Below are 16,655 nucleotides of genomic sequence, written 5' to 3'. Positions count from 1 at the left end.
TTAATATAGTTCGTCCAAGGACATATTTAAATACTTATTTACAGCTCGCAAGGTACTTAGGACAGACAAAATTCCACCTACAGTTATTAAAATACCAAAGAGAACCAATAGCAATTGTTGGTTTTGGAGCATGGCAAACCCCTCGATATTTGCCTGTGTGTATTTCACCAAAGCAAAGAGAATCACGGAAGCAAATGCCCCTGCCATCAAGCCAAACATAAAAGCCCTCGAAAGAAATGGTTTTCTGATAAACCCTCTTGTAGCCCCGACTAATTGCATAGAGCGAATCAGAAAACGCTGAGAGAATAGTGCAAGTCTTATGGTATTATTGATCAGCATGACCACTGTGATGATCAGAATAAGGATGAACCCACCAAGAACTATACTGACTTTGAGCAAATTCTTGTTAATAGAATCCACCAGATCTGTCATATAGGATACCTCAAAGACTCCGGGAATAGCCTCGATTTCTGCTACGATTGCTTCTAGTTGTTCTGAAGTTTGGAATTCTTCCGCGATAGTCAACACAAAACTGTCACGCAGCGGATTATCTTCCAGAAATTGGGTGAAATCTTCCCCGGTACTTTCTATGAACGTGGCAGCGGCTTCTTCATCGGATACAAATTTAAGATTCAGCGTATCTCCTTTTTGAAGAATAAAAGACCGCTTGGACAGATTGCCCTTTATTGCATCAATTCCTTTTTGATCCAAGTTTTTTTCCAAGAAAACCTGTACTTCGATATTTTCCCGGATCATGCTTGTCAGCGTTTTTGCCTGAATCAAGATTACGCCGAAAAGACCTACAATAAAAAGTGATAATGTGGTACTGAAGAGAACACTTCCGAATTTGAAGTGCCCTAACCTTTTTTTCTTTCTCGGATAATTGGCCATAAAGTATGATTTCTGCTCAAAAGTAACCTTCCCCAAGGATATTGCCAATCTATTCCCAAGAAAGGATTATGAAGAAATTTTAAGTACTGTTTCAATTACACCAAGAAATGGGGTGTATCTAGACCATGCTGCATACCTACTAGTACAACAACCAATTGATTTCTACCAGAATGGAAAACCATTGACTTGCATAACGAAAATAGCCAAAAACAAAAAGAACTGATTTGTGTTTGGTATGGTTTTAGGTTAAAAATAGTTAAGTGTGATATAATTCATGTGATTACATTTCCAATGTTTAACTCAATTGATTTTTATGAAACCATGTAATTATGCTTCTTTATCCGTGGTAATGGTCCTTCTGGGCTTAGGTTCACTGCATGCCCAATCCAAATCTAAAGTAGAAGGTGTGTGGTCAAATACTGAAAATACTGCACGGATTGAGATTATGGAAACAGAAGCTCAGCTAATCGGGAAAATAATCTGGATCAAGCAGGAGGGAAGGGAGTCAGGCTCTTCTACAGATGCGGTAAATTCAGATACCACATTACGGAATCGCCCACTGATGGGGCTTACGATTTTGGAAGGCTTTCAATATAACAATGGAATATGGTCAGACGGGAAAATATATGATCCCGAATCGGGATTGAGCTATGCCTGTGATTTACAGCTTAAAAAGAAAGATATTCTTGAAATTAAAGGATATCTCGGAGAATCTTGGATCAGCCGGACTATGGAATGGAAAAGAGTAAAAAAATAAGAAACTTCAATAATTAACAATCGCTTTATTACATCATAAGTAATGTTCTGTGAATCAATTATTTTTGAATGAAAGGTCAAAGAAAAAAGAGGCTATCTCAAAACTCATGATTGTCGTATGGAGCAACCAGTCTGACAAGAAGAGCTGATTATGAAACAGCCTCTTATTTTTGTTTTCAAGACTTTTTCAATGTTTTTGCTGTAAATAAAATGACTTCAGAATATACGATAATTGCTCAAACTCGATCAGAAATGCATCGTGTCCGGCTGTGCTAGTGATTTCCTTATAGGTTCCTTTTAACACATTTTTACTGATATATTGGGATTCTTCCGGAAGAAAAAGCAAATCAGAATCCACTCCAATTGCTAAAACATTCGCTTCAATTTTGCCCAACGCTTCGTCTAATCCGCCACGATTTCTTCCTAAATCATGGGAATCCATGGTTTTGCTCAGTGTCCAATAAGAAAGCGCATTGAAGCGTTTTGCAAGCTTTTGGCCCTGGTATCGCAGATAAGAAGAAGCACGGTAATCGTCCAGTTTATTGGCTGCGTCAGACTGCTTAGCAGCCAAGTCAAGTGGATGTCTATAAGTTAGCATAGCGATAGCACGCGCGGTTTCCAGTCCTTTCTGCCCCGCTGTTTCATTGCATTCTCCCCAGGTACAATCAGATTCTATAGCCATCCGCTGTGTTTCATTGAAGCCAATTACCCATGGTCTGGTTTTGGCAGTGGATGCCAGAATAATTGCATTCCTAAGCTTGTTACCCAATAGATATGCCCACTCCAAACCAACCTGCCCCCCTAAAGACCCGCCGATAAGGGTATGGATGGTTTCTATTTTCAAATGAATCCTCAAGCGTTCCAATCCCTCAGCGAGATCCCGTGTTGTCATCTGAGGAAAATCGTAATAGTACGGCTTACCGGTTTTGGGATTTTCGCTGAATGGCTGGGTAGAACCATAGCAGGATCCCAAAAGATTGGCGCAGATAATAAAATGATCGGCAGGGTCGAAGAATTTATCTTCCCCGATCAGACCACTCCACCACTCTGAAGCATTCGAATCTCCCGTAAGCGCATGGATAACCCAGATCACATTGGATTTGTCTGAATTGAGTTGGCCATACGTGGTATAGCCAAGGTCAAATTCAGGGAGAATTTCTCCTGATTCCAGATGTAAAGGCAAACTTGAATAAAATATTTCCTGGGTCATGGTAATCGAAGCGTACTGACTTTTAAGATTCATTTGATAAGATTAGATTTTATCGAAAGCTTGTTGCAGATCCGATTTGATATCTTCAATGTGCTCGATTCCACAAGAGATTCGCAACAGCGTAGGAGTGACTCCTGCGGCTAGTTGCTCTGCATCTGATAATTGTTGATGGGTAGTAGCTGCAGGCTGGATGATCAATGTTTTGGCATCACCCACATTGGCCAAATGGGAAATTAATTCCAGATTATTGATCAACGCAGAAGCTTGCTCTTTGTCACCTTTCAGCTCAAAACTCAGCACTCCTCCAAAGCCGTTTTTCAGATATTTTTTAGCCAATTCGTGGTAAGGAGAAGACTCCAATCCCGGATAATTCACTTTCTGAACAGAAGGATGTGTTTCCAGCCATTGTGCCAGAGCTAAGGCGTTTTCTACTGTTTTCTTAACCCGGAGTGAGAGTGTTTCAATCCCCTGAAGTAATAGAAATGAATTGAATGGACTGATGGCCGGGCCGAAATCACGAAGACCTTCTACTCTTGCGCGGATAGCAAAAGCTATGTTAGGCAGTCCCAACGGATTGTTTTCTCCGAAAACTTCCCAAAAGTTCAAGCCGTGATATCCTTCTGAAGGCTCGGAGAATTGTTTGAATTTTCCGTTTCCCCAGTTGAAATTCCCACCGTCTACTATAATTCCTCCGATGGAAGTACCATGTCCGCCTATCCATTTGGTGGCCGAGGAGGTTACAATATTTGCTCCATGAGTGATAGGCTGGCATAAATACCCTCCGGCTCCGAAAGTATTGTCTACCACCAGCGGGATATCGTGCTTTTTAGCGACAGATGCAATAGCTTCGAAATCGGGAATATTAAACTCAGGATTTCCTATGGTTTCTAGATAGATTGCTTTGGTTTTGCCATCAATCAAAGCTTCAAAATCATCAGGAGATTTACCTTTGGCAAACCTGGCATCGATGCCTATTCGTTTGAATGAAACTTTGAATTGATTGAATGTTCCTCCATATAGAAACGGACTGGAAACGAAATTATCACCCGCTTCCATGATGTTATTGAGTGCGAGAAACTGGGCTGCCTGTCCTGAGCTCGTAGCCACTGCTGCCACACCGCCTTCCAGTGTAGCTATTCTTTTCTCGAATACATCCGTAGTCGGGTTCATGATGCGGGTATATATATTCCCGAATTCTTTCAAGCCAAATAGGTTTGCTCCATGTTCAGCCGAATTGAATACATAGGAAGTCGTTTGGTAAATAGGTACCGCACGTGAGTTTGTAGACGGATCAGGCTCCTGCCCAGCGTGTACTTGAAGTGTGTCGAAGTGAAGTTTTTTTGACATGATTTTTTGGATTTATGGTTTGAAAAATAATAAACGTACGAAAGCGCATGACGAATTACTCCGACATAGGCGTAAATGAAATCAACACATGAATAAAGCGGAATGCTTGAGCACGGATGATGATGAAGTAGTAGTGTAAAGTGTATGATGTCCTGAGTGCATTTTACATTGAACTTATAGTTCCAAAAGAGAATATCTCTCTTGGCAGGAATTGGCACCTTGGACTTTCCAGGTTGCCAGAGGGTCTATGAGCCTGTCTCTCGCCTCTTCTTTATAAATCCGAGCACTTAAAAAGTGAAAGGATGCTGCAAATAAAAGGTCAGCGAATGGAAAATCAAAATTAATTTTCACCCGCTGACCGAAAAACTTGAATTATTTATCCAATTCTTCCAGATCGAATCTGAAAATAGGATTGATCGTCTCAAAATCTGATTCGATGTTTACCAATTCTTTGACCAAACCATCTTTTAATCCATAGACCCAGCCATGAATTTTCGGAGCTGATCTATCTCTCCATGCCTTCTGTATGATTGAAGTCTTGATCAGATCCTGGCACTGTTCTATCACATTATATTCTACTAAAGCATTTACTTTATCTTCATGGTTTTCTAGAGCATCAATATCTTTCTGATAAATTTTGTACACTTCTTTGATATTGAGAAGCCATTTGTTGATTAGACCGAAACTTTTATTACCAAGTGCAGCTTCTATTCCACCACAGCCATAGTGACCGCATACGATGATATGCTCAACCTTCAGCACTGCTACGGCATATTCCAATACACTGAGTAAATTAAGATCGGTATGCACCACCATGTTGGCTATGTTTCGATGTACGAATATTTCTCCCGGATCGGTACCTGTGATCTGATTAGCGGGAACTCTACTGTCTGAGCAGCCAATCCACAGAAATTTAGGGCTCTGCTGTTTTGCCAATCTTCCAAAAAAGTTCTCGTCGATCAGCTTTTGATCGTCTGACCAAGCTTTGTTTTGAATTAATAGTTTCTCGTAAGGGCTCATATGTTTTCGTAAATTTTATGCTTAAATCCTTCTACTGTAACGCGGATATTCCTATCTGCACTCGAAGCTATAAAGTCATTTAAGACTTCCTGAATGTCATGATCTATAAACTGCGCTTTTTGGGCATTGATAATCACTTTACTATCGGAGGGGATTTTGGATAGATTCTTCATTAGTAGTGCTTTATTGAGGAAGGAAACATCTTTGTGAAGCTGAAGGAGATAGTTTCCGTTCATTTCTGTAAGTGATATCGCCCGTACAAAATTTGTTTTAATCACAAAGAACAGACCGAACACCATCCCAATCCCTATTCCCACCAAAAGATCTGTAAATAAAATCGCCACTACAGTCACAATGAATGGAATAAACTGATCCCAGCCATTCTTGTACATATTGACAAAAAGTGAAGGCTTGGCCAATTTATAACCCACCACAAACAAGACAGCCGCAAGACAACTTAGCGGTATTAGATTTAGGATGTTTGGAATACTCAATACCAATATCATCAATAAGATACCATGGAAAATAGCAGACATTTTTGTTCTGGAACCCGAAGCTATATTTGCCGAGCTTCTGACAATTACGGCCGTGATCGGAAGTCCGCCCAGCAGCCCTGAAAAGGTGTTTCCTACACCCTGAGCAAAGAGTTCCTTGCTCGGTGGGGTAGTTCTTTTTTGCGGATCAAGTTTGTCTGCCGCATCGATGCTCAATAAAGTCTCTAAGCTGCCAATGATCGCAATGGTAGCCGCAACGATCCAAAAAGTACCCTCACCAATCATGGAGAAATCAGGGAAAGTCAATAAATCGCCTAATTGCGCAAAATCCTGCAATACAGGAATACTTACGAGGTGATCTCCACCTAGCTGCCATTCAGGTTTCCATATACCATATAAGGTATTAATAATTATCCCCGAAATAACAGCCCATAAAGCACCCGGTACCGCCCCCAAAAGTTTATGATTTTGAATTCTTGGCCGTTCAAATAAAATAAGGATAGCTAGTGCTATAAGTACAATAGGAATAGCTCCCGGGCTTAAGTATTTGAAAGCATACCAAATTTCTGTAATCGTATTATGATTATCAGCCTGAAGAAATGCCTGGTCTCCCATCGCATCTACATCATAGCCCAATGCATGTGGAATCTGCTTCAATATCAAAATTAGCCCAATGGCGGTAAGCATACCTTTGATCACCGCATGGGGGAAGTAATAACCTATTACTCCGGCTTTGGCTATTCCCAAAGCCAACTGGATTAAACCCGCAATTACAAGTGTGGCGAGAAAAAGAGGGAAGGTCCCCATGCTATTAATGGAATCTAGGACTATCACAGTCAATCCGGCTGCAGGTCCGCTCACACTTACGTGAGACCCTGACAGTGCACCGACCACTATTCCGCCGACAATCCCTGCTATAAGACCTGACATTGGAGGCGCTCCACTGGCTATAGCAATACCCAGACATAGGGGAAGCGCCACCAAAAAAACCACCAAACTGGACTTTAAATCATATTTTAAATTTTTTCCTAGAAGGGTATTCATTTGCGTAATATATGTTTAAAGGCCGGTGGTATACTGTTTGTATTGATTTTAATTAGAATATTTAGCTAAAATATTCAAAAAATCAAATTATTCTTATTTTACCATATGCGTAATGACTTGATTAATTGACTTAAAATTGAATTGCTTAACAGCCAGATCCATCTTGTGTGCAATAGCCTCAAGATTTAAATTACCTATACTTCCCTCGTGCGTATGATTAAGCTTACTTTGATCAGGTGAGAAGCGATCTGATTCTATGTCCATTCCCACTTGCTTATAAGCGTCTCTAAAAGGTACTCCCCTCAAAACTAAGTCATTAACTACTTCCACAGAAAAAAGATGCTTATAAAATGGATCCGATAGTATGTTTTCTTTGACCTTTATTGAGTTCAGCATGAAACTTGTCATACGGATACAGCTTTTCAAGGTTTCTATCCCGGGGAAAATCTCCTCTTTGAGCAGCTGCAAATCTCTGTGATAACCCGTTGTAGTATTGGTCAACAGCAACGCTACAGCATTGGGGATTGCCTGGATTTGATTGGTTTTTGCTCTGATTAGCTCAAATACATCGGGATTCTTCTTGTGTGGCATAATACTGCTTCCCGTTGTGAGATCATCCGGAAAAGTGATAAATGCAAAATGCTGATTCATGAAAATACAGACATCTGAAGCGAGTCTGTTTAGCGTACCGGCCAGTCCGGCCATCGCAAACCCCAGTGTTCTTTCCGTTTTTCCCCGGCTGTTTTGGGCGTTGATCACATTGTGATGCAAGTCTCCAAAACCAAGAAGTTCGGTGGTAAGGGTACGGTTCAGCGGAAAACTTGATCCATAGCCGGCAGCCGAGCCCAGCGGATTTTTATTGGCCAGATCAAAGGCAGCTTTGAGCAGTCCCATATCTTCTGACAGGCCTTCGGCAAAGGAACTAAACCAAAGACCGAAAGAAGAAGGCATTGCCAGCTGGGTATGGGTATATCCCGGCATCAAGTCATTTTTATGCTTTTCCGCAAGAGAAATAAGCAATTCGAACAGCTCAGAGCATTCCTCTACGATTTCCTTGACAGCATTTCTATAATAGAGCTTCAGATCAACCAACACTTGGTCGTTACGACTTCTACCGCTATGCAGTTTTTTGCCAACATCACCGAAACGCTCCGTGAGTAAGAATTCTACCTGAGAGTGCACGTCTTCCACACCGGGAGCAATCTCAAATTCGCCCTTTTCTATTTCCGAATAAATATCCTTTAATCCGCGCTGCAGAATTTCGTTTTCTTCAGCAGTCAAAAGACCAATGGTAGAGAGCATCTGCGCATGAGCCATAGAGCCCAGCACATCAAAAGGAGCCAAAAGTATATCAAACTCTGGATCGCGACCAATGGTAAACGATTCTACTTCCTTTTTGCTTCCGGTTTCTTTTTGCCAAAGTTTCATTTCAAATTAGTTTGATTAAGCATATCAGCATAGGCTTCAAGGATTTTTATGTATCCTTCTATTCCTTTCTGAATTTCGTTCAAATAAATATATTCATCAGCAGAATGTGATCTTGCAGAGTCGCCGGGACCAATTTTGACAGACGGATAAGGGATCAAAGCCTGATCAGATAGGGTAGGGCTTCCATAAGTATTCAGCCCCAGCTGCCCACCTACCTTAAGAATTAAATGGCCTTCCGGTACATGCGAAGATTGGAGCCTCATTGAGCGGGGAACCAGTTCAGCACGTAGAGTCCCTCTTAGTTCTTCTAGTGCTTCCTCTAGTGTATATGCATCGGTCACTCGAACATCCAATACAAACTCACAGAGATCGGGAACCACATTATGTTGCTGCCCTGAGTGGATTACGGTAGCTGATACCTTCGTCTTACCTAGAAATAGTGATTTTTTTTGAAATTCAAAATCCCTGATTTTCCCCAAATCATCCAAAGCAAGGTAAATTGCATTTACACCTTCTTCACGGGCAGCATGACCTGCTTTGCCATGAACTATAGCGTCGATCACCATTAGGCCTTTTTCGGCTACTGCCATATCCATCATCGTAGGTTCACCCACGATTGCCAGCTCACAGGATGGAAGCTGATCGATTACAGAAGCAATACCATTCTTACCGGAAATCTCCTCTTCGGCTGAAGCAATCATAATTAGATTGAAGGGAAGGGATTTTCCATAAAAATGAGTAAAAGCAGCCATCAAGCTTACCAAAGACCCTCCTGCATCATTGCTCCCAAGACCATAAAGTTTGCCATCTTCGATAATTGCCAGAAATGGATCTTTGGTATAACCCGCATTGGGTTTTACCGTATCGTGATGGGAATTCAGCCAGATCGTTGGCTTATTTTTATCAAAAGTAGCTGCGAAAGCCCAGATGTTGTTTCCGGATTTATGGACATCTATGGCTCTGCTGTCAAAAAACTCCTCTATGACCTCCGCTGTAGAACTTTCTTCTTTGGAGTAGGATGGGATTTCTATTAACTGGGTAAGAAGTTGAACCGCATCTTCGTATAAATCCATCGTGGTCGTCAAAATTTAGGGTTAATAGAGGTCATATCGGCTCCGCTCAATGGTTGTTCCGGAGAGCTTGCCTTTGGCGGCTAAATGAAGGTTTTCCGCTTTGCCAATCCATACATGATTTACTCCTTTTTCCAATGCTTCGAATGCATTGTCCAATTTGGGGATCATGCCCGAGTGGATCACATTTTCTTTGCGAAGTTCTTCATAGATATCCTCATTGATCAGCGGAATAATAGAATTTTCGTTCTTTTCATCAAGCAATACTCCGCTTTTGTTGAAACAAAAATAAAGATTCACCTGATGTTCCTTGGCTAGACTTGTGGCTAGAGCCGAGGCAATACTGTCCGCATTCGTATTCAGAAGTTGCCCTTTGGCATCATGGGTGATTGCATTCACCACAGGAAGCAAATCACCCGAGAGTAAATGGTCAATTAATTTAATATTGACTTCCTGGATATCACCTACAAAACCGTAATCAATCCCTTTCACAGGCCGTTTGATAGATCTGATAATATTTCCATCAGCACCTGTCATTCCTATAGCATTGACTTTCAGCGCCTGAAGCTTCGCCACGATATTTTTATTGATCAAGCCGGCATAGACCATAGTCACCACATCAAGAGTCTCCTGGTCAGTGATTCTTCTTCCATCGACCATTTCGGGCATCACCCCAAGAGACTCTCCAAACCGGGAAGCCATAACTCCTCCTCCATGAACCAATATTTTGTGTCCGGGGAACTTGGCAAAAAGGGCCAAAAATTCATTTAACTTTTCAGGAAAATCGATGACATTTCCGCCGATTTTGATAATGCTGATTTTCATCTGATTATAATTTGTTTTTTAAAGGTCATTACCTGTCCGGGGTGCCCGCCTCCAAGAGGGCCGGGAATCTCGCATGTACTATAATCATTCCAGTGTGTGACCCTTGAGTTGTGCTCGATTTTCATAAATCGAGTTTACTTTAAAACTGCCCGAGCAGATGACTAATAACTGCTTGAGCAGCGAAAATTCTGTTTTTTGCTTGCTCTTGAACCAAGGAGCGTTTTCCGTCCAATATTTCGTCAGACAATTCCAAATTTCTACGCACGGGCAGACAATGCATCACTTTTGCATCAGGAGCATGGACGAAATGATTTTCGGTAAGCATCCAAGAGGAATCTGTAGAGATTATTTTACCATAATCATTAAAAGAAGACCAGTTCTTAACATACACAAAATCAGCATCTTTTAATGCCTCGCTTTGATTATATTCTATAGTCGCACCTTTTGTAAATGCTTCATCCAATTCATAACCTACAGGATGTGTAATTGTAAGCTCATGATCCATTCCAAGCGTCCACTCTGCAAAGGAATTTGCCACAGCATGTGGAATCGCTTTGATGTGGGGCCCCCAAGTCAATACTACTTTTGGTTTCTTTTTCCCAGCCCAATTTTCACGGATGGTGATCTGATCAGCCAGGCTTTGCAGTGGGTGACGCGTGGCAGATTCCAAGCTTATCACAGGAATTCCGGCATATTTCGCAAACTGCGAAAACACAAAATCACTGCTGTCTTCTTCCTTATTTGTCAATGAAGGAAATGCACGGATCGCAAGAATATCAAAATAGGACCCCAAAACCGCAGCAGCATCCTTGATATGCTCCACAGTTCCTTGGTTCATGACTGCTCCATCCCGCATTTCCAGAGCCCATCCTTCTTTGTCCATATTCAGCACGATAGGCTCCATTCCCAAGTTCAACGCTGCCAGCTGGGTAGATACCCGCGTCCTTAGTGATGGATTCAAGAAGATACATCCTATACGTTTTCCTACACCTTTTGCTTGATCCAGTGCCGGATTTTCCTTGTAAATAAGTGCTTGCTCGATCAAGTGATTGCCCAAATCGAGGGATTCAAATTTGGTAAAGTGCTGAAGTGGCTGGTTACTATTGCCCATTGGTTAACTGGAAGGGGATTGACTTAATATTTCTTTTAATGCGGATAAAAACGAATTTAATTGATTCCACCCGATATTTAAAGGTGGCAGCAGTCTTATCGTATTCTTTCCTGCGGCACTTCCGGTGAACATGTGGTATTTCTTAACCAATTCTGAGCGTACCGGTCCGGCTTCCCGGTCGAGATCAATGCCTATCATCAATCCCGTACCACGAATACCTGTGATTTCCGGAATTTCGTTTAGTTCTTCCAACAGCTGTTCTCCAAGTTTTGCTGCATTTGACAGAAGACATTCTTCTTCAATTACTTCCACCACCGCCAATGCCGCTGCACAAGCTAAGTGGTTGCCCCCGAATGTAGTACCCAAAAGTCCATAGGTGGCTTTAAACTCAGGAGAAATCAGAATTCCTCCAATCGGAAAACCATTACCCATTCCTTTAGCCATGCTGATGATATCCGGTTTTATCCCATCAACTAACTGATGGGCAAAGAATTTTCCGGTACGTCCAAAGCCTGACTGAACCTCATCTAAAATCAATTTCGTTCCATACTGATGGGCTAAAGAAGCCAATCCTTTCAAGAAATCAGGACTTGGAACCTGAATACCATTGACTCCCTGGATACCTTCGATGATTATACCGGCTATTTCATTGGATTTCAATGTCTCTTCCACAGCGTTCAAATCGGCCCATGGAAGAATATGAAAATCTTCCCGTGCATTGCAGGGAGCAACGATTTTTGGATTGTCCGTCAAAGCTACTGCCCCTGAAGTTCTTCCATGAAAGCTACCGGAGAAAGCAATAAACCCTGATCTTCCGGTCGCAAAAGAGGCAAGCTTGATGGCATTCTCGTTTGCTTCAGCACCTGAATTGCACAGAAAAAGTTCATACTCAGGATAGCCGGAAAGATTTCCAAGTTTTTCGGCGTATTCTTGTTGAATGGGTATTTGAACCGAATTGGAATAGAAAGCGACCTGATTCAACTGATCCTTGATCCGCTTTACATAATGGGGATGTGTGTGTCCGATTGAAATGACGGCATGACCGCCATATAGATCTAAATATTCCTGTCCCTGTTCGTCCCAAAGTTTAGCACCATCTGCCTTAGCTATGGTCACGGGAATCAGCGGATATACATCAAATAATTTCATTTTGAATTACGATTGACGAAATATGATTTACGGGGTCATTCTGAACTTCGTAAATTGATTTCTAGATTTGTGAAATAGTGAATACTGAAGGTGAACAGCAAATTTCTGAGCGTCCACTAATCTGTCTTGAATCTTGTGTCTAACGTCTAATATCTAATCAGAACGCTATGCTCTTTAGTTTCAAGCCCATCCTCTCCTCCAATCCAAACGCTAAATTGTAATTCTGTACAGCCTGGCCCGAGGCTCCTTTCAGCAGATTGTCAATAGCAGAATAAATAACCAATTGTCCCGCTTCTTTTTGTACATGAACGATACATTTATTGGTATTCACCGCTTGTTTCATGTCAATGTCCTGATCTGAAACGTGCGTGAATGCTGCATTTTTATAAAATTCCCTGTAAGCAGTTACCGCTTCCTCATGAGTTCCTTCAAAAGGAAAATAGGCTGTAATCCAGATTCCTCTGGGGAAATTACCGCGGTAAGGCACGAAGAGTAAATCAGAAGAAAAAGCCGGATTTACCTGCGTGAAAGTCTGATTTATTTCTTTTAAGTGCTGATGTGTAAACAGCTTATAAACAGACATATTTGAAGATCTGTAGCTGAAGTGAGAGGTTTCGGCAAGTTTCTTTCCTGCTCCGGTGCTTCCTGTGACTCCAGAGATCTGTATCGTATCTTTTACCCAGCCTTTTGCGATAGCCGGAAGCAGTGCCAATTGAATCCCGGTAGCAAAACAACCCGGGTTTGCAATCTTTTTGGCTGACTTGATTCTCTCCGCATTCACCTCAGGAAGACCATAAATAAAGCCATTCGACTCGTCACGGAAATCCGTAGACAAATCAATCAAAACTGTCTCGGGAGAAAAGGAATGTTGTTCTAAGAAGCCTTTGGTTTGACCATGCGGTAATCCAAGAAATACAGCTTCAATTCCTTCTGTCTGCACTTCATCCGTGAATATCAGATCACAATCTCCGATCAGATCGGGATGGACTTCACTTACTTTTCTGCCTTTCTGGCTATTGCTGTGTACGTAGATCAGTTCGCAGGCAGGATGGTGAACCAGCAGACGAAGCAATTCGCCGCCAGTGTATCCCGCTGCGCCTATGATCGCTGTTTTGATTTTAGTCATTGCCTGAGTTTACCTTGTGGAAAATCGAAGTTTGATTACCCAAAATCCGGGTAAAACCTTTTACATCTTCTGCAGTGTAGCCTTTGTTCATTTCGCCGTAGCTACCAAATTTATTGGACATCAGATCATGTTCTGAATTGATTCCCAATAAAGTAAATCGATAGGGTTGAAGTAATACACGAACTTCTCCACTTACGTAAGTCTGGGTGCTGGCCATGAATTCTTCCAAGTTTCTCATTACCGGATCAAGGTAGTGCCCCTCATGAAGGTGGTTTCCGTAGAACTCAGCCAATTGGTTTTTCCAGAAGAGTTGCCATTTGGTAAGTGTATGTTTCTCCAGCAACTGATGCCCTTTGATGATAATCAGAGGGGCTGCTGCTTCAAATCCCACACGCCCTTTTATTCCTATGATCGTATCTCCCACGTGGACATCACGGCCGATGCCATATGGCGCTGCTAATGCCTGAAGAGCCTGAATAGCCTCAACTGAATCCTCATATTTCTTACCATCAACTCCCTTTAATTCCCCTTTCTCAAATGAAAGGATCAATTCATAGGGTTCAATAGCAGTAGCTTGGGTAGGCCAAGCTTCATCAGGAAGGTAATCAGAAGAAGTTAAGGTCTCTTTTCCTCCCACGGAAGTTCCCCAAATGCCTTTATTGATAGAATATGCAGCTTTTTCGAAGTTCATCGATACACCGTGCTTCTTCAGGTACTCGATCTCTTCGGCACGACTCAATTTCAAATCACGGATAGGAGTGATGATCTCGATATCAGGAACGATAGTCTGGAAAATCATATCAAAGCGGACTTGGTCATTTCCCGCTCCTGTAGAACCATGCGCCACAGCTTTTGCCCCGATTGACTTGGCGTACTCAGCAAGTGATTTGGCCTGAAGAATCCGCTCAGCGGATACAGAAAGTGGATAGGTCTGATTTTTCAATACATTTCCAAACACGAGGTACTTGATCACTTCATTGTAATAGGTATCCATCACATGGAGCGTTTTGAAAGATGCCACACCTAGGCCATTAGCCCTTTCTTCAATATCTTTCAATTCTTCCTCTGAAAATCCCCCTGTATTTACCAAAACTGCGTGCACTTCATAGCCTAGTTCTTTGGAAAGATGCAGTGCGCAAAATGTGGTATCCAAGCCTCCACTGTATGCTAAAACTATTTTTTTCATCCGTGTATTTTTTTAATGGTTAGATAGTCCGTCCCGTCCGCCGCAGCAGACCGGGAAAATCCCGCGTGATAGATAATTATCCCTCTCCCGAAGGAAGTTCGGGACAAGGTGTGTGACATTATTCGTCGTGCTAGACTTCATCGAAATCTGGTTTTTAGCTTCCCAAAAGGAAGAGTTTATTTATAAAAAGATGCCTGAAATGGTGTCTTTCGACTTATTCAATTTAAGCATCACGTATTTCTTTAATCTTACCCAGCGATCAAATAATTTCAGTTCTTTTTTGAAATCATCGCGCAGAGCCAATTCCTGTGTATGATTTCTCTTTGAGTTGGGATCATAGAGCATGGCTGTGCAAAGACAGTTTTGCCTGTTTTTACTCATTAGAATCTCGTAGTTGATACAGCTTTGGCAACCTTTCCAGAATTCGTTGTCATCTGTAAGATCGGAATAGGAGACAGGAATATACCCTAGTTCAGAGTTGATCTTCATCACAGCTGCGCCCGTAGTCAATCCGAAGATCTTGGAATCCGGGTATTTTTTTCTGCTGAGTATGAATACTTCATTCTTGATTTTACGGGCAAGACCGTATTTTCTGTATTCCGGAGAAACTATCAAACCGGAGTTGGCAACGTAGTTTCCGTGTCCCCAAGCTTCAATATAGCAGAACCCAGCCCATTTCCCATCCGAAGTCAATGCAATAACAGCCTTTCCCTCTTCCATTTTGGTCTCCACATAAGCCGGGCTACGCTTGGCTATACCCGTCCCACGGGCTTTGGCAGAATTCTCCATCTCCTCAGTGATCTGAATAGAATAATTCTTATGAGAAGCATTTGCTACAATAATCTGGAAGGTAATGTTATCCATGATGGATTTGCATGTGTTAATTCCGACGGAATCGGAAGATTGGTAAATAAATCAAAGTATAGTTGGGCGGGTAAGTACTCCACGTAGGAATACAATTATTTATCAAAGGGTTAAACCCTATAGAAAAATCTACACGTCCTTATAGGAGTGAAAAAAGCAATAGCATCAACTTTCGACCCTACAGAAGTAGTTCGAGTGCAAATGGGTGCTATGTGATTTACTTGTATCATGCGTAATAGGATGGCAAAATTCATTCCTTACCAATGAAAATCCAAGTGTTTTGGCAAAAATATTAGTGCAAACATGATTTTTTTACAGTATTTACAATTATCAACTGTCTGGCTTGCCAATATCGTACAACTCAGAATATTATTTGGTGATTTGGTGACGAATACGAAAAAGTTCAACTGCAGGTTGTGTTTTTTTTTAAACCCCAAAGTCCACCAAGGAGCGCAAAGGTTAGAGTTGGCTTTCCCTTGACCATTGAATTTGGGAATTGGAAATTGATCATTTTTTTAAACCACATAGAAAAGCATAGAAATGATCTGACTAGAAGTGAGATTAATTTTTCAGCCTGCATAAGCTCATTCACTGAAAGATGGTTATTGAAGGCCATTCATGATGATGCGAACGGCAGCCATGCCGATGATCAGGTCTGAAAGACTGTGGGGCTTTGGTCTTACACTTTATGTACTTTGTTTCTTTTGTGGTGAAAAATGATAACCGGAAAGCCATAAAGCGACCGGTCTACCTGATAGAGCAAGTCTATATTTCTGGCAAAAACTATGAGTCCGTCCTATGATTCTGTGTGGTTTGAATAGCTTTACCACATAGCATAGCCAACATAGAGGTACCTGTATTTCAACAGGTCCAAGCCCTTAAATGTTTTTTGTTTTTTGCCGCAAAGTACATCTACAAAGAAATTCGTCTCACAGAATGTAGCTGAAAATCCAAACCAAGAGAAGTACAATAGCGACCCAGGCAATCCATGGTGAGCGTTGTGGGAATTCGAATTGGCATATGGGGCAGACTTTGGCTTTGACATCTACTTCCATTGCGCAGGATGGGCATTCTTTTGTTTTCACGGTTTGGTTGAACTCTTTTAGCTTGATTTATAGTTTAGCTAAAGTTAAT

Annotated in this window: 14 protein-coding genes and 1 riboswitch; of the genes, 1 reads left to right on the top strand and 13 read right to left on the bottom strand. The window is 41.7% G+C overall.

Annotation, left to right across the window (positions count from 1 at the left end):
- Positions 1-891, bottom strand: coding sequence for an ABC transporter permease (locus ID165_RS07805; protein ID WP_192349800.1), 891 nt, complete (start codon positions 889-891; stop codon positions 1-3).
- Between the two features lie 313 nt (positions 892-1,204).
- Between ID165_RS07805 and ID165_RS07800 the strand changes: the two genes are divergently transcribed.
- Positions 1,205-1,648, top strand: a complete 444-nt coding sequence (locus ID165_RS07800; RefSeq protein ID WP_192349799.1) for a DUF2147 domain-containing protein — start codon at positions 1,205-1,207, stop codon at positions 1,646-1,648.
- A 186-nt stretch (positions 1,649-1,834) separates the two neighbouring features.
- Here the strand turns inward: ID165_RS07800 and metX are convergent, their stop codons facing one another.
- The 12 genes from metX to ID165_RS07740 all read right to left on the bottom strand — a co-directional run bounded on the left by metX (position 1,835) and on the right by ID165_RS07740 (position 15,521).
- Complete coding sequence (gene metX, locus ID165_RS07795) at positions 1,835-2,890, bottom strand: homoserine O-acetyltransferase (RefSeq protein ID WP_192349798.1); 1,056 nt, start codon at positions 2,888-2,890, stop codon at positions 1,835-1,837.
- A 9-nt stretch (positions 2,891-2,899) separates the two neighbouring features.
- Positions 2,900-4,204 carry an O-acetylhomoserine aminocarboxypropyltransferase/cysteine synthase family protein gene (locus ID165_RS07790; RefSeq protein WP_192349797.1) on the bottom strand — a complete coding sequence of 435 codons (1,305 nt, stop codon included), beginning with the start codon at positions 4,202-4,204 and terminating at the stop codon, positions 2,900-2,902.
- 171 nt (positions 4,205-4,375) lie between these two features.
- Positions 4,376-4,484, bottom strand: a riboswitch (SAM riboswitch).
- Between the two features lie 92 nt (positions 4,485-4,576).
- Positions 4,577-5,224 (bottom strand): carbonic anhydrase, encoded by a 648-nt coding sequence (locus ID165_RS07785; protein WP_192349796.1) that lies wholly within the window; start codon positions 5,222-5,224, stop codon positions 4,577-4,579.
- Entirely contained in the window at positions 5,221-6,762 is a 1,542-nt protein-coding gene (locus ID165_RS07780; protein WP_192349795.1) for a SulP family inorganic anion transporter, read from the bottom strand. Before ID165_RS07780 ends, ID165_RS07785 begins: the two co-directional genes overlap by 4 nt.
- 93 nt (positions 6,763-6,855) lie before the next feature.
- Positions 6,856-8,190 carry an argininosuccinate lyase gene (gene argH, locus ID165_RS07775; protein WP_192349794.1) on the bottom strand — a complete coding sequence of 445 codons (1,335 nt, stop codon included), beginning with the start codon at positions 8,188-8,190 and terminating at the stop codon, positions 6,856-6,858.
- A complete protein-coding gene (locus tag ID165_RS07770; protein ID WP_192349793.1) occupies positions 8,187-9,263 on the bottom strand; it encodes a M20 family metallo-hydrolase in 1,077 nt (358 codons plus the stop codon). Before ID165_RS07770 ends, argH begins: the two co-directional genes overlap by 4 nt.
- A 21-nt stretch (positions 9,264-9,284) precedes the next feature.
- A complete protein-coding gene (gene argB / locus ID165_RS07765) occupies positions 9,285-10,085 on the bottom strand; it encodes an acetylglutamate kinase (RefSeq protein WP_192349792.1) in 801 nt (266 codons plus the stop codon).
- Between the two features lie 139 nt (positions 10,086-10,224).
- Complete coding sequence (locus tag ID165_RS07760) at positions 10,225-11,196, bottom strand: acetylornithine carbamoyltransferase (protein WP_192349791.1); 972 nt, start codon at positions 11,194-11,196, stop codon at positions 10,225-10,227.
- A 3-nt stretch (positions 11,197-11,199) separates the two neighbouring features.
- Positions 11,200-12,345 (bottom strand): aspartate aminotransferase family protein, encoded by a 1,146-nt coding sequence (locus ID165_RS07755; RefSeq protein WP_192349790.1) that lies wholly within the window; start codon positions 12,343-12,345, stop codon positions 11,200-11,202.
- A 157-nt stretch (positions 12,346-12,502) separates the two neighbouring features.
- On the bottom strand, positions 12,503-13,471 hold the full coding sequence (gene argC / locus ID165_RS07750) for an N-acetyl-gamma-glutamyl-phosphate reductase (protein ID WP_192349789.1): 969 nt from the start codon (positions 13,469-13,471) through the stop codon (positions 12,503-12,505).
- Complete coding sequence (locus ID165_RS07745) at positions 13,464-14,657, bottom strand: argininosuccinate synthase (protein WP_192349788.1); 1,194 nt, start codon at positions 14,655-14,657, stop codon at positions 13,464-13,466. Before ID165_RS07745 ends, argC begins: the two co-directional genes overlap by 8 nt.
- A gap of 180 nt (positions 14,658-14,837) precedes the next feature.
- Positions 14,838-15,521, bottom strand: coding sequence for a GNAT family N-acetyltransferase (locus tag ID165_RS07740; protein WP_192349787.1), 684 nt, complete (start codon positions 15,519-15,521; stop codon positions 14,838-14,840).
- Positions 15,522-16,655 lie beyond the last annotated feature (1,134 nt).

Source organism: Algoriphagus sp. Y33 (genome assembly GCF_014838715.1).
GTDB lineage: Bacteria > Bacteroidota > Bacteroidia > Cytophagales > Cyclobacteriaceae > Algoriphagus.
Note: the sequence above shows the minus strand (reverse complement) of the source record. Positions and strands in the feature narration are given on the sequence as shown.

Excerpts from the sequence above, each read along its gene's own strand:
- argH (WP_192349794.1), bottom strand. The coding sequence starts at position 8,190 with ATGAAACTTTGGCAAAAAGAAACCGGAAGCAAAAAGGAAGTAGAATCG.
- argB (WP_192349792.1), bottom strand. The coding sequence starts at position 10,085 with ATGAAAATCAGCATTATCAAAATCGGCGGAAATGTCATCGATTTTCCT.
- ID165_RS07770 (WP_192349793.1), bottom strand. The coding sequence starts at position 9,263 with ATGGATTTATACGAAGATGCGGTTCAACTTCTTACCCAGTTAATAGAA.
- metX (WP_192349798.1), bottom strand. The coding sequence starts at position 2,890 with ATGAATCTTAAAAGTCAGTACGCTTCGATTACCATGACCCAGGAAATA.
- ID165_RS07780 (WP_192349795.1), bottom strand. The coding sequence starts at position 6,762 with ATGAATACCCTTCTAGGAAAAAATTTAAAATATGATTTAAAGTCCAGT.
- ID165_RS07790 (WP_192349797.1), bottom strand. The coding sequence starts at position 4,204 with ATGTCAAAAAAACTTCACTTCGACACACTTCAAGTACACGCTGGGCAG.
- ID165_RS07800 (WP_192349799.1), top strand. The coding sequence starts at position 1,205 with ATGAAACCATGTAATTATGCTTCTTTATCCGTGGTAATGGTCCTTCTG.
- ID165_RS07755 (WP_192349790.1), bottom strand. The coding sequence starts at position 12,345 with ATGAAATTATTTGATGTATATCCGCTGATTCCCGTGACCATAGCTAAG.
- ID165_RS07760 (WP_192349791.1), bottom strand. The coding sequence starts at position 11,196 with ATGGGCAATAGTAACCAGCCACTTCAGCACTTTACCAAATTTGAATCC.
- ID165_RS07785 (WP_192349796.1), bottom strand. The coding sequence starts at position 5,224 with ATGAGCCCTTACGAGAAACTATTAATTCAAAACAAAGCTTGGTCAGAC.
- ID165_RS07740 (WP_192349787.1), bottom strand. The coding sequence starts at position 15,521 with ATGGATAACATTACCTTCCAGATTATTGTAGCAAATGCTTCTCATAAG.
- ID165_RS07805 (WP_192349800.1), bottom strand. The coding sequence starts at position 891 with ATGGCCAATTATCCGAGAAAGAAAAAAAGGTTAGGGCACTTCAAATTC.
- argC (WP_192349789.1), bottom strand. The coding sequence starts at position 13,471 with ATGACTAAAATCAAAACAGCGATCATAGGCGCAGCGGGATACACTGGC.
- ID165_RS07745 (WP_192349788.1), bottom strand. The coding sequence starts at position 14,657 with ATGAAAAAAATAGTTTTAGCATACAGTGGAGGCTTGGATACCACATTT.